The following is a 12948-nucleotide window of genomic DNA, read 5'->3' as shown; positions in this document are numbered from 1 at the left end:
ACGGCCTTATGCTAGAATAGGCCGTCTGAAATAAGGAAACCTTATGCAAAACCTCTCTTCCGACCTGCAACAACGCGCTTCAGGCATCAAACTGCTGATACTGGATGTGGACGGCGTTTTGACCGACGGCCGCATTTTTATCCGTGATAATGGAGAAGAAATCAAATCGTTCCACACTTTGGACGGACACGGTTTGAAAATGCTTCAGGCCAGCGGCGTGCAAACGGCGATTATTACCGGCCGCGATGCGCCTTCCGTCGGTATCCGCGTGAAGCAGCTCGGTATCAGCTATTACTTCAAAGGCATTCACGACAAACGTGCCGCCTACGCCCAATTGTGCGAACAGGCAGGTGTGGAGGAGCATGAGTGCGCCTTTGTCGGCGACGATGTTGTCGATTTGCCCGTGATGGTGCGTTGCGGATTGGCGGTTGCCGTCCCCGAAGCGCATTGGTTTACTTTGCAATACGCCCATTATGTAACCCGACGATCCGGCGGCGCAGGCGCGGTGCGTGAAGTGTGCGATTTGATTATGCAGGCGCAAGGTACGCTTGAACCTGCTTTGAAAGAGTATGTACGATGAAAATCAGATGGCGTTACGGAATCGCCTTTCCGCTGGTGTTGGCCGTTTCACTCGGCGCATTGGCAGCGTGGCTCGGCCGCATCAGCGAAGTGCAGGTCGAAGAAGTCGTCCTCAATCCGAATGAGCCGCAATATTCGATGAAAGGCATCAACGGCAAACGTTTTGACCAAGAAGGCCGTCTGAAAGAAAACCTGAGCGCGGTCGATGCCGTCCAATATCCGAATAGCGCAGATGTGCATTTGGATAAACCGCATCTTTCGTTTTACCGTGACGGCAGCCTGCTGTACGAAGTCGGCAGCGACAAGGCCGCGTACAATATTCAAAATAAGAAAGTCGTTTTTGAACAGAATGTCGTCTTAAACAAAGCGGCAGATGCCAAGCGTTTGGCCGGCATCGTCAAAACCGAACGTTTGAATGTCGATACTGAAGCGCAATACGCCCATACCGACAGCCCTGTTACTTTCCAATACGGACAGTCCAGCGGTCAGGCAAACGGCATGACTTATGACCACAAAACCGGTTTGCTGAATTTCCCTTCCAAAGTGAAAGCCACAATTTATGATACAAAAAATTTGTAAAACCTTAGCCCTTGTTGCCGTTTTTGCCGCCAGCCCGGCCTTTGCCCTGCAAAGCGACAGCAAGCAGCCGATTCAAATCGAAGCCGACCAAGGCTCGCTTGACCAAAACAACCAAAGCACCACCTTTTCCGGCAACGTCATCATCAAACAAGGCACGCTCAATATCCGTGCCGGCAGCGTGACCGTTTCGCGCAACGACAAAAGCGAGCAGTTGATGAAAGCCACCGGCTCTCCCGTCAAATTCAGCCAAGAGTTGGACGGCGGTAAAGGCGTGGTCAACGGCCAAGCCAATACCGTCACGTATTCTTCCGCAGCCAGTCTGGTTACCCTGACCGGCAATGCCAAAGTACAGCGAGGCGGCGATGTAGCCGAAGGTGCGGTCATCACTTACAACACCAAAACCGAGGTTTACACCATTAACGGCAGTGCCAAATCCGGTGTGAAATCCGCTGCGAAATCCGGCCGCGTCAGCGTTGTCATCCAGCCGTCCAGCACGCAGAAAAACAAATAAGAAAACACACAAAAAGGCCGTCTGAAAAAGGTTCAGACGGCCTGAGGTCAATATCGAAAGTCAATAGAATATGAGCGCAAACAACAGCCGTCTTGTGGTTCAAAACCTGCAAAAAAGTTTCAAAAAACGCCAAGTCGTCAAAAGCTTCTCCCTTGAAATCGAAAGCGGCGAAGTCATCGGCCTGCTCGGCCCCAACGGCGCGGGTAAGACCACCAGCTTTTACATGATAGTCGGCCTGATTGCCGCCGATGCAGGCAGCGTGATGCTGGACGGCCAAGAGTTGCGCCACCTGCCTATCCACGAACGCGCCCGCCTCGGCGTCGGCTATCTGCCGCAGGAGGCCTCGATTTTCCGCAAAATGACCGTGGAACAAAATATCCGCGCCATTTTGGAAATCAGCATGAAGGACAAAAGCCGCATCGATGCTGAACTTGAAAAACTGTTGGCAGATTTGAATATCGAGCGCCTGCGCAACAACCCTGCGCCGTCCTTGTCCGGTGGCGAACGCCGCCGTGTCGAAATCGCACGCGTGCTGGCCATGCAGCCGCGTTTCATTTTGTTGGACGAACCTTTTGCCGGCGTTGACCCGATTGCCGTCATCGATATTCAGAAAATCATCGAGTTCCTCAAATCACGCGGTATCGGCGTATTGATTACCGACCACAACGTGCGCGAAACCCTCAGCATCTGCGACCGTGCCTACATCATCAGTGACGGCACGGTATTGGCTTCTGGCAAGCCGGATGATTTGGTCAATAATGAACAAGTCCGTTCGGTTTACTTGGGTGAAAATTTCAAATATTGAATGCATATTTGACGGCAATCGTAAAACCGGTTTCACACGAGGCTCTCATTTCAATTGAGGGTATCTGTAAATATTGAAATAATTACTAAGAATACAAATATAATACCGATAACCTAGTTTTTCAGACGGCCCTCCGTACAAAGGCCGTCTGAAAAACTATCTATACACTTCGAAAAAAAACACTATGTCTTCACTCGTCCTTAAACTCAAACAGACCCAGCAGCTCAACCAGCGGCTGCAGCAGTCTTTGCGCATCTTGCAGATGTCGGGTCTTGAGCTTGAGCGCGAAGTGGAAGACTGGTTGTCAGACAATCCTCTGCTTGAGCGTCCGGAAACCGATGAGTTTGCCGATAGCGGGCTCAACCGTGCGGTAACCATGCCGCGCGCAGGTCAGCAGTTGAGTGGCGACGATGCCGAAGATATTTGGAGCAACATCGCCGAAGAAGAGGATTTCAAACACTATCTGCATGCCCAAGTGTGCGAGCATCCGCTTTCGCAAGTGGAAGCAGCCTATGTTCACGTCTTGATTGATTTTTTGGACGAACAAGGCTACCTCACCGACAGTCTCGAAGAAATCATCGACCACACGCCGTTAGAATGGATGCTGGACGAAGAGGCCCTGCAAAACGCGCTGGATGTATTGCAAACCTTTGAGCCGCCCGGCGTGGCGGCGGCCGACTTGACCGAGTCGCTCATGCTGCAGCTGATGCGTTTGCCGGCTTCTCCGGCTAGACAAATGGCCGCGCATTTGGTGCAAAGTTCGCTTCAAGAGTTAGGCAAAAACCGCAAACAAAACGTTCTGCGTTTCCGCAAACTCTATCCCGATACCGACAGCGAAACCATAGAAGCTGCGCTCGATATGATTGCCGAGCTCAATCCCTATCCGGCCTACGGCTTCGCCTCTGCCACGCCTACGCCTTATATTCAGCCTGACGTTTGGGTCAAAGAGGGCAAGGATGGCTGGGAAGTCATCAGCAACGAGGCGGCTTGGCCGAAGCTGCAGCTCAATCAGGAATATTGCGACCTGATGAAATCAGCGGAAGAGGGCGCACCGGAGTGGAAGGAAAAAATCAGCGAAGCCAAGCAGCGCATTGATTCTTTGGAGCTGCGTAAAAGCACGGTCCTCCGCCTTGCCGAGTATATCGTCAAAAATCAGGAAGATTTTTTCATTTTCGGAGAAATCGGCCTGTCGCCCATGCTGATGAAAGATGCCGCCGCCGAATTGGGTTTGGCGGAAAGCACCATTTCGCGCGCCGCCAACCAGAAATATTTGTCTTGCCCGCGCGGCCTGTTTGCGTTACGCTATTTCTTCACACAGGCAGTCAATGCCGACGATGATGGCGAAGGGTTCAGCCAAGGCGCAATCAAAGCCGTATTAAGCCAGCTGATTGAAAGCGAAGACAGCAGCAAACCCTATTCGGACGAGACCCTCGTCAAATTATTAAAACAACGCGGCATTGAAATCGCCAGACGTACAGTTGCTAAATATAGAGAATCATTAGACATACCACCGGCACACAAACGAAAATTTACCGAGTAGATATATTCCGATCCGTTTTGACGGACTAATCAACCGAAGGAGCTGTATCATGAATCTGAAAATCACCGGTCTGAATTTTGATGTTACCGAAGCCATCAAAAACTATGTTTCCGACAAGTTGGCACGAATCAGTCGCCACGCCGACAACATCATTTCCGTGACCATCACGCTCTCGGTGGAAAAAGTCAATCAAAAAGCCGAAGCCGATGCGCATCTGGCAGGCAAAGATTTGCACGTTGAAGCGATTGAGCAGGATATGTACGCCGCGATTGATGTTTTGATGGATAAGCTCGACCGCGCTGTTTTGAAACATAAAGAAAAAAGCGGCGATGTCCGCAGTACTGTCAAACCTGAAGCAGAATAAAATTTTTGTATGATAAAGGCCGTCTGAACATTCAGACGGCCTTTTGTTTGTTAAGGAGATTTAGCCTTGCAAACGGGTATTCGCTTTGTCGCCATTCCATGGTGCCACTTTAAACAGCAGCAACATGCCGGGTATGCCCAAAGCAAAACACAGCCAGTAGAAATTGAAGTAACCCATCGCTTCAATCAGATAGCCTGCCGAAGCATTGATAAATGTACGGGGAACAGCTGACAGGCTGGTAAAGAGGGCCAATTGTGTGGCCGTGAAAGCAGGATTGGTTTCACGGGCCATATAGGCGACAAATGCCGCTGTACCCAGACCTACGCCCGCTGCTTCTGCACCAATCACGGCCGCAAGCATCATTTGCTCTGTCAGTGTGATGGTTTCAAACTTGCCAAAATTTGCCAACCAGGCAAAGCCTAGAATCGTTACCCATTGGGCTACGCCGAAAACCCACAAAGCCCTGTTGATACCGAGCTTTATCATCCAAATACCGCCTACAATACCGGCAATGACAGCAGGCCATAAGCCGGCATTTTTGGCAATGAGGCCGATGTCGGTTTTGCTGAAGCCTATGTCCAGATAAAACGGTGTAGCCAAAGAAGTGGCCATGCTGTCGCCCAGTTTGTAGAGAAAGATAAACAGCAATACCAATATGGCCTGTTTGATTCCTTTGCGGGAGAAGAACTCACTAAAAGGGTCGGAAACCGTTTGGGCAAATGTACGCGACACAGATGGTGGAATGTCAGGCTCTTTGGCTAAAAACAGGGTCATCAGCAGACCGGGCAGCATAAATAGTGCAGTAATGATGAATACGTTGTGCCAAGGCATCAAGTCGGCCAAGATCAAGCTGAGCGAGCCGGGTACCAAAGCGGCGATACGGTAGGCATTGACGTGGATAGAGTTGCCTAAGCCTAATTCTTCATCTGACAAAATTTCGCGGCGAAATGCATCCAATACAATATCTTGGCTGGCAGAAAAAAAGGCGACCACCAACGATAAGCCCATAATTACATATAAATGCTGAGCAGGATTTAGGAAGGCGTAAACGAGCAAGGTCAGCAGCAAACCAACTTGCGTAACCAGCATCCAACCGCGTCGCCGTCCTAAAAAAGGTAATCTGACCAAATCAATGACGGGAGACCAGATAAATTTCCAAGTGAAAGGCAGTCCGATAAGTGCCATCAGGCCGATGGTTTTCAAATCAACATGTTCGCTGCGCAACCATGCCGGAATCAGGTTGATCAGAAAATAAAGCGGCAACCCCGAAGTGAAGCCTGTAAAGATACAAATCAGCATTTTGCGCGAAAAAATCTTGCGCCAAGTGCTGGGTTGGGGTGCGGTTGTCATAGTGGAATCAATAAAAAAGAAAAGGGATATTGTAGCAAAGATGGGGGATATGGCGAATCAACTTCTGCTATCTTTATTGAATAATAAAAGGTCGTCTGAAACTGAATGGATAAAGTTTCAGACGGCCTTTTGTTGGAACAAGCCGATAGGGTTTTGAAATGTCCGTAAGACAAGCAGATATGTTTGTTTTACGGATATTTTATTTTCAGACGGCCTTCGATGCTGCGTTGCAGTTGCGGTAGAAGGCAATCAGACCGTTGGTGGAGTTGTCGTGTGCCGGCGTGCCGCGTTCGAGTTCGGGCTCGATGGTTTTGGCCAGTTCTTTACCGTATTCCACGCCCCATTGGTCGAAGGGGTTGATACGCCAAATCACGCCCTGAACAAAGGTGCGATGTTCGTAGGCTGCCATCAGCATGCCGAGGTTGAAAGGCGTCAGGCTGTCGATGAGCAGGCTGTTGCTCGGACGGTTGCCGGGGAATTCTTTTTGCGGCGCAAGACGGTCGCGTTCGTCTTGGGGCAGGGCGGCTAATTCGACTTGTACTTCGTCTAAGGTCTTGCCTTTCATCAGCGCTTCGGCTTGGGCAAAGGCGTTGGCAACGGTAAAGCGGTGTTGGCGGTGGTTGCCGTAGATTGTGGTCATGGGGACGATAAAGTCGACGGGGATCAGACGCGTACCTTGGTGTAGAAGCTGGAAGTAGGCATGTTGGCAGTTGACACCTTCATCACCAAAGACAATGCCGCCGGTGGTGCAGGAAACGGGTTGGCCGTCTGATGTACGCTGTTTGCCGAGGCTTTCCATATCGAGTTGGTTGAGCCATGGGGTAAAGAGGCGCATGTTGTGGCTGTATGGGACAACGGTTTGGCCGTCTGAATATTGGAAGTTGTTGTACCAAACATTGATGAGCGCCATCAGGAAGGGAATGTTGCGGCGGAATGGTGTTTCGAAGAAATGGGTATCCATCGCGTGTGCGCCGGCCAGCATTTTGCGGAACGCTTTTTCGCCGACGGCAACCATCAGAGGCAGGCCGATGGGCGACCAGACGGAATAGCGGCCGCCGACCCAGTCGGACATGGCGAAGACTTTGTCGGGGGAGATACCGAAGTTTTGGGCAGCGGCCACATCGGCGGAAATGGCGCAGAAGTGGCGGTAGATGCCGGAATCAGGCAAACCTGCATCGCGGTACCAAGTACGCGCCGCATAGGCATTGAGCAGGGTTTCCGGTGTGCGGAACGATTTGCTGGCAATGCTGAATACGGTGGTTTCGGGGTTGAGGCCGAGAAGGGTTTGGGTCAGGTCGGCATCATCGGAGTTGCTGACAAAGTGGACACGGATGTTTTGCCAATAAGGTTGCAGCGCCTGTGTGGCCATGCGCGGACCCAAATCGGAGCCGCCGATACCGATGTGAACCAAGTCGGTAATGGGTTTGCCGGTAATGCCTGCGTGGGTGCCGTCTAGGAGTTGGCGTGCGAATTCGAGGGTGCGGTTGAGTTCGTGATGAACTTTGGACACGATGTTTTCGCCGTCGACGTAAATGGGTTGGGCATTGGCCGGCAGGCGCAGGGCGGTGTGGAGGACGGCGCGGTGTTCGCTGGTGTTGATTTTTTCGCCGCTGCTCATGGCCTGCATATATTGTGGCAAATCGGCTGCTTCGGCCAGTTGGCACAATAAATCAAGGGTATTTTCATCTAGGCGGTTTTTACTGTAATCAAATAACAAACCATACAGAATTTCGTGCATATTATTGAAACGTTCGGCATCTGCGGCGAAGCGTTCGCGCAGGGTAATGTGTTGCGTATCGGCATGATGGGTTTCCAAGGCCTGCCATGCGTCTGAGTATGAGGACATCTCGTTTCCTTAGTATGTAACGGTAAACAAGCAGGGTATCTATTTTCTGCTTTTTATAGTTGTTTGTAGTTTAACAAATTTGCACAACTTTTGGGAGGTGGTAGGGTCGGTTTTGCTTAAGAAATGTATGCAAAATGCAATAGAAATGGTTGATTATCATCAAGTTTCTGTAAAAAAGGGGGTATGACACCGATGTCTGCTGTGTTATCCTATGTAACATTATTGAAATCCTGTCGGGGCGGGTTCGTAAGATGGCTACAATTTATGATGTCGCTGCTTATGCCGGGGTGTCTCCCAAGACGGTCAGCCGGGTAATTAACGGCGATGCGCCGGTCAGCGATAAAACCCGTTCCAAAGTAGAAACAGCGATTGCCGCTTTGGGCTATATCCCGTCTTCTGTGGCGCGGATTATGCGGTCCCACCGTTCTGGCTTGGTCGGCCTGATTACCGGCGCCATTTCGCGGACGGGTGAGAATACGGGCGGACACGGCATTCCGGATATGTTCTTGATTAAGGGCATTCAGCAGCAGATTCGCGCACAAGGCAAGATTTTGATGATTGCCGACATCGACAACAAGTCGGGGCAGCCCGGTCAGATGGAGCCGCTGATTCGTACCTTTATGGAGCATCGTGCCGAGGGGATTTTATATGTGGCAGGTTTCCATCAGGAAGTATTGCTACCGGAAGTGCCCAACCGTTGTCCGATGGTGTTGGTCAACTGTTTTGATTTGGCAGGTACGCCGTCGGTTTTGCCGGATGACGAAGCAGGGCAGTATGGCTTGGTGCGCCGAATTATTCAAAGCGGACACAAACGGATTGCTTATGTGACTTTGCAGCCGGGCGTAGAAGCAACGAGATTGAGATTGGCCGGATACCACCGGGCTTTGGCAGATGCGGATATTGTCTTCGATCCTGATTTGGTGCAAACTGGTTATCCTGACTTCAGCAACGACAGCGGGTCTTTGATTTCGGCTATTTTGAAGCTGCTGTCTTTGCCGCTTCCGCCGACGGTAATTTGCTGCGGTAACGATGAAATGGCAGTGCGCGTGTACGGGATTTTGAGGACGCGCGGCGTGCGGGTTCCCGAGCAAGTTTCGGTTGCCGGATATGATAACCACAGCGCGATTGCGGAAACGCTGTTTCCGCCGTTGACCAGCACCGAGCTGCCTTATCTGCGTATGGGTGAAATGGCGGCGGATTTGCTGTTCCAATACATCGAACATCCGGCCGGTACGGCTCAGCCCGTCAAGGTTGTTGGGGAAACCATCTGGCGTCAGTCTGTGATGAATAAATAGTTTCAGACGGCCTAAAAATAAGCTTCAAACAACACAAACACACATCAAAACAAGATTATATAAACGGTCAAAATAAAGGCCGTCTGAAAACAGGGTTGCCTCATTGAAAAAGGCGGCCCAATACAATAAGAGCGTCATACCGCTGAAATTGGAGTTTGTTGTTTCCATAGTTTATTATCCAGGAGTAGCCTTCCTATGAAAATCTCCCCACAAGTGGCGATGACACTTCGCCAGATTATGCTGATGAACTTCGGTTTCTTCGGCATTCAATACAGCTTCGGGTTGCAGCAGACTGCGATTAACCCGATTTTCAGCTTTCTTCATGCCGACCCGAGCCAATTGCCGATTTTGAATATGGCAGGCCCGATTACCGGTTTGCTGGTGCAGCCGATGATTGGTGCGATGAGTGACCGCACTTGGGTGCCGGGATTGGGTCGCCGCCGTCCGTATTTCTTGATCGGCGCCATCGGTTGCAGCCTCTGCCTCTTTATTTATCCGCACGTTACCGCCTTGTGGGTGGCCGTATTGCTGCTGTGGCTCTTGGACATCAGCAACAACACGGCAATGGAACCTTTCCGTGCCTTTATTGCCGATACCGTTCCTGAACAACAGCAATCCACCGGTTTCTTGATGCAGTCCGTGTTTACCGGCTTGGGCATTACCCTGGCCAACGTTTCCCTCTACATCTTCCAACAAATCGGCTGGTTGCAACAAACTTCCGAAGCAGGCATTCCGTATTGGGTATTCGGTTCGTTTTATATTGGTGCGGTCTGCTCCATCGGTTCGGTTTTGGTTACCGTTTTATCAACAGCCGAACGCGAGCCCAGCCCTGAAGAAATGGCGGCCATTAAAGCCCAGCCGAGCGGTCCGGCCCATGCTGTTAAAGATATTGTCGTTGCCGTGCGCGAAATGCCGACTGCCCTGTGGCAACTGGCTTTGGTGTATCTCTTTCAATGGTACGCGCTCTTCATCTACTGGCAATATATTTCCCACAGTATCGTCCAATCTGTCTGGGACTCGACCGTTGAAAATACCGAAGCGTATAGCCAAGCGGTTGCATGGACCGGCCTGGTAAACGGTTTCTACAACGTGGTAACCTTTATCTCCGCCTTCGGCCTGATGTGGATGGCGCGCAAATACGCCGCCAAATATGTTCACGCCTTTGCCGTAACCCTTGCCGCGCTGGCCTTGCTCACCATTCCGCACATCGGCAACAAATACCTGATGTTTGCGCCGATGATTGGTTTCGGTGTCGGTTGGGCAAGTATGATGGGCGTGCCGTTTATGATTGTGGTCGGTTCTATTCCGAAAGAACGTTACGGCGTGTACATGGGTATTGTGAACATGATGATTGTGATTCCAATGCTGATTGAAACCGTATCTTTCGGCTGGGTGTACAAAACCTTCTTGGGTTCAAACCCTGCCAACGCGATGACTTTTGCCGGTGTTTCCCTGGCCATCGCCGCCGCGTTGACCTTAACCATTAAAACTGCGGCCAAATCGGCTACTGCAGAATAACGAAGTTTTGATTTAAAACCAAAATAAAAAGGCCGTCTGAAACATGAAATGGTTTCAGACGGCCTTTTTTGTCGAAACAGATTTCATTTGCTGACCTGATTCGGGAAGCCTTATTGTCGCTGCGCTACCGTTCATCACTCAAATTGGCTATGACTACCGATTTTGCTTTACAATATCCTTCTTTAATTTATTTCGTTTTACCATCCTGATGACAGAACACATTTCCGCTCCAAGTCCATCTCCTATCGGCGAAGACTACCTGCTGTTAGGTCAATATGCCGAACGCGCCTATCTCGAATACGCCATGAGCGTGGTCAAAGGCCGCGCGCTGCCTGAAGTTTCAGACGGTCAAAAGCCTGTACAACGACGTATTTTGTTTGCCATGCGCGATATGGGTTTGACGGCGGGGGCGAAGCCGGTGAAATCGGCGCGCGTGGTCGGCGAAATTTTGGGTAAATACCATCCGCACGGCGATAGTTCCGCCTATGAGGCGATGGTGCGCATGGCGCAGGATTTTACCTTGCGCTACCCCTTAATCGACGGCATCGGCAACTTCGGTTCGCGCGACGGCGACGGGGCGGCGGCGATGCGTTACACCGAAGCGCGGCTGACGCCGATTGCGGAATTGCTGTTGTCCGAAATCAATCAGGGTACGGTAGATTTTGTGCCGAACTACGACGGTGCGTTTGACGAACCTGTACACCTGCCAGCCCGTCTGCCTATGGTCTTGCTCAACGGCGCATCAGGCATTGCGGTGGGCATGGCGACTGAAATCCCATCACACAATTTAAACGAAGTCACGCAGGCGGCGATTGCGCTGTTGAAAAAGCCGACGCTGGAAACCGCCGACCTGATGCAATACATTCCTGCGCCCGATTTTGCCGGCGGTGGTCAAATCATCACGCCGGCGGATGAATTACGCCGCATTTACGAAACCGGCAAAGGCAGCGTGCGCGTGCGTGCGCGTTATGAAATCGAGAAGCTGGCGCGCGGACAGTGGCGCGTGATTGTGACCGAGCTGCCGCCGAACGCCAATTCCGCCAAAATCCTTGCTGAAATCGAAGAACAAACCAACCCGAAACCGAAAGCAGGCAAGAAGCAGCTCAACCAAGACCAGCTCAACACCAAAAAGCTGATGCTGGATTTAATCGACCGCGTGCGCGACGAATCAGACGGCGAACATCCTGTGCGCCTTGTATTTGAACCAAAATCCAGCCGCATCGATACCGATACATTCATCAACACGCTGATGGCGCAGACTTCGCTGGAAGGCAATGTCTCCATGAACTTGGTGATGATGGGTTTGGACAACCGTCCCGCGCAGAAAAACCTGAAAACGATTTTGCAGGAATGGCTAGATTTCCGCATCGTAACCGTAACACGCCGTCTGAAATTCCGTTTGAACCAAGTGGAAAAACGGCTGCACATCCTTGAAGGCCGTCTGAAAGTCTTTCTGCACATTGACGAAGTGATTAAAGTCATCCGCGAATCAGACGATCCGAAAGCCGACCTGATGGCGGCGTTCGGATTGACCGAAATCCAAACCGAAGACATTTTGGAAATCCGCCTGCGCCAGTTGGCGCGTTTGGAAGGTTTCAAACTCGAAAAAGAATTGAACGAATTGCGCGAAGAACAAGGTCGTCTGAATATCCTTTTGGGCGACGAAAACGAAAAACGCAAGCTGATTATCAAAGAGATGCAGGCGGACATGAAGCAGTTTGGCGACGCGCGCCGCACGCTGGTGGAAGAAGCCGGACGCGCCGTGCTGACGCAAACCACCGCCGACGAACCCATCACGCTGATCCTGTCGGAAAAAGGCTGGATACGCAGCCGCGCCGGACACAACCTCGATTTGAGCCAAACCGCGTTCAAAGAAGGCGATCGTCTCAAACAAACCCTTGAAGGCCGCACTGTTTTACCCGTCGTCATCCTGGATTCATTGGGCAGAACCTACACGCTCGATGCCGCCGAAATCCCCGGAGGACGCGGCGACGGCGTACCGGTTTCATCCTTAATCGAGCTGCAAAACGGCGCGAAACCCGTCGCCATGCTCACCGGCCAGCCCGAACAGCATTACTTGCTTTCAGGCAGCGGCGGCTACGGCTTTATCACCAAGTTGGCCGATATGGTCGGACGCGTGAAAGCGGGTAAAGTGGTGATGACCGTGGACAGCGGCGAAACCGTCCTGCCGCCGGTTGCCGTCTATGCTTCTTCGCTGATCAATCCCGACTGCAAAGTCGTACTGGCCAGCAGCGACCACCGCCTCTTGGCGTTTTCCATCGGCGAGCTTAAAGTCATGCCTAAAGGCCGCGGTTTGCAGCTGATGTCGTTGGCTGATGGTGCATCTTTGGAACACATTATGGTGACGACTTCTCCTGAATTTACCGTTGTATCGGTCGGCCGACGCGGTGCAGAACATCAGGAAAAACTGCGTATTGCCGATATTGACGGCAAACGCGGTAAAAAAGGCAAGGTATTGGAAATATCAGGCCGTCTGAAAAGTTTGTCCTGAAACAAGAACAAATATATCTAAATAAATTAAATTTATACGACATTGCATG

11 protein-coding genes are annotated in these 12948 nt (G+C 51.3%); 9 read left to right on the top strand and 2 right to left on the bottom strand.

All coding sequences use genetic code 11. The features are described 5' to 3' along the window. Positions 1–43: 43 nt before the first annotated feature. The 6 genes from ACTHTJ_RS01895 (at position 44) to hpf (ending at position 4378) form a co-directional block, all read left to right on the top strand. A complete protein-coding gene (locus ACTHTJ_RS01895; protein ID WP_308882103.1) occupies positions 44–580 on the top strand; it encodes a KdsC family phosphatase in 537 nt (178 codons plus the stop codon). Next, a complete protein-coding gene (lptC, locus tag ACTHTJ_RS01890; RefSeq protein ID WP_004518853.1) occupies positions 577–1158 on the top strand; it encodes an LPS export ABC transporter periplasmic protein LptC in 582 nt (193 codons plus the stop codon). The genes ACTHTJ_RS01895 and lptC overlap by 4 nt, the downstream gene beginning before the upstream one ends. After that, a complete protein-coding gene (gene lptA, locus ACTHTJ_RS01885) occupies positions 1139–1669 on the top strand; it encodes a lipopolysaccharide transport periplasmic protein LptA (RefSeq protein ID WP_049328829.1) in 531 nt (176 codons plus the stop codon). The genes lptC and lptA overlap by 20 nt, the downstream gene beginning before the upstream one ends. Positions 1670–1739: 70 nt before the next feature. Continuing rightward, positions 1740–2474 carry an LPS export ABC transporter ATP-binding protein gene (gene lptB, locus ACTHTJ_RS01880; protein ID WP_003679854.1) on the top strand — a complete coding sequence of 245 codons (735 nt, stop codon included), beginning with the start codon at positions 1740–1742 and terminating at the stop codon, positions 2472–2474. Positions 2475–2658: 184 nt separating this feature from the next. Continuing rightward, positions 2659–4014 (top strand): RNA polymerase factor sigma-54, encoded by a 1356-nt coding sequence (gene rpoN, locus ACTHTJ_RS01875; protein ID WP_440360824.1) that lies wholly within the window; start codon positions 2659–2661, stop codon positions 4012–4014. Between the two features lie 49 nt (positions 4015–4063). Further along, positions 4064–4378, top strand: a complete 315-nt coding sequence (gene hpf, locus ACTHTJ_RS01870; protein ID WP_285071246.1) for a ribosome hibernation-promoting factor, HPF/YfiA family — start codon at positions 4064–4066, stop codon at positions 4376–4378. Positions 4379–4438: 60 nt separating this feature from the next. Here the strand turns inward: hpf and ACTHTJ_RS01865 are convergent, their stop codons facing one another. Beyond that, positions 4439–5728, bottom strand: a complete 1290-nt coding sequence (locus ACTHTJ_RS01865) for an AmpG family muropeptide MFS transporter (protein WP_283122339.1) — start codon at positions 5726–5728, stop codon at positions 4439–4441. A 205-nt stretch (positions 5729–5933) separates the two neighbouring features. After that, positions 5934–7574 (bottom strand): glucose-6-phosphate isomerase, encoded by a 1641-nt coding sequence (gene pgi, locus ACTHTJ_RS01860; RefSeq protein WP_440360825.1) that lies wholly within the window; start codon positions 7572–7574, stop codon positions 5934–5936. Between the two features lie 251 nt (positions 7575–7825). Here pgi and ACTHTJ_RS01855 point away from each other — a divergent pair, with 251 nt between their 5' ends. From ACTHTJ_RS01855 to parC, 3 genes are all read left to right on the top strand, one after another. Further along, positions 7826–8869 (top strand): LacI family DNA-binding transcriptional regulator, encoded by a 1044-nt coding sequence (locus ACTHTJ_RS01855; RefSeq protein WP_070645886.1) that lies wholly within the window; start codon positions 7826–7828, stop codon positions 8867–8869. A 195-nt stretch (positions 8870–9064) separates the two neighbouring features. Next, positions 9065–10387 carry an MFS transporter gene (locus ACTHTJ_RS01850; protein WP_070712138.1) on the top strand — a complete coding sequence of 441 codons (1323 nt, stop codon included), beginning with the start codon at positions 9065–9067 and terminating at the stop codon, positions 10385–10387. Between the two features lie 208 nt (positions 10388–10595). After that, positions 10596–12899 (top strand): DNA topoisomerase IV subunit A, encoded by a 2304-nt coding sequence (parC, locus tag ACTHTJ_RS01845; RefSeq protein WP_440360826.1) that lies wholly within the window; start codon positions 10596–10598, stop codon positions 12897–12899. Positions 12900–12948 lie beyond the last annotated feature (49 nt).

This window comes from Neisseria sp. P0018.S001 (assembly GCF_051957355.1).
In the GTDB taxonomy this organism is placed as follows: Bacteria; Pseudomonadota; Gammaproteobacteria; order Burkholderiales; family Neisseriaceae; genus Neisseria; species Neisseria subflava_A.
The sequence above is the reverse complement of the archived record's forward strand: the minus strand, read 5'-3'. Positions and strand labels throughout refer to the sequence as shown.

What these genes read in the sequence shown, in the direction of transcription:
- ACTHTJ_RS01895 (WP_308882103.1), top strand. Translation starts at nt 44, where the DNA reads ATGCAAAACCTCTCTTCCGACCTGCAACAACGCGCTTCAGGCATCAAA.
- lptA (WP_049328829.1), top strand. Translation starts at nt 1,139, where the DNA reads ATGATACAAAAAATTTGTAAAACCTTAGCCCTTGTTGCCGTTTTTGCC.
- rpoN (WP_440360824.1), top strand. Translation starts at nt 2,659, where the DNA reads ATGTCTTCACTCGTCCTTAAACTCAAACAGACCCAGCAGCTCAACCAG.
- lptB (WP_003679854.1), top strand. Translation starts at nt 1,740, where the DNA reads ATGAGCGCAAACAACAGCCGTCTTGTGGTTCAAAACCTGCAAAAAAGT.
- ACTHTJ_RS01850 (WP_070712138.1), top strand. Translation starts at nt 9,065, where the DNA reads ATGAAAATCTCCCCACAAGTGGCGATGACACTTCGCCAGATTATGCTG.
- ACTHTJ_RS01855 (WP_070645886.1), top strand. Translation starts at nt 7,826, where the DNA reads ATGGCTACAATTTATGATGTCGCTGCTTATGCCGGGGTGTCTCCCAAG.
- hpf (WP_285071246.1), top strand. Translation starts at nt 4,064, where the DNA reads ATGAATCTGAAAATCACCGGTCTGAATTTTGATGTTACCGAAGCCATC.
- parC (WP_440360826.1), top strand. Translation starts at nt 10,596, where the DNA reads ATGACAGAACACATTTCCGCTCCAAGTCCATCTCCTATCGGCGAAGAC.
- pgi (WP_440360825.1), bottom strand. Translation starts at nt 7,574, where the DNA reads ATGTCCTCATACTCAGACGCATGGCAGGCCTTGGAAACCCATCATGCC.
- lptC (WP_004518853.1), top strand. Translation starts at nt 577, where the DNA reads ATGAAAATCAGATGGCGTTACGGAATCGCCTTTCCGCTGGTGTTGGCC.
- ACTHTJ_RS01865 (WP_283122339.1), bottom strand. Translation starts at nt 5,728, where the DNA reads ATGACAACCGCACCCCAACCCAGCACTTGGCGCAAGATTTTTTCGCGC.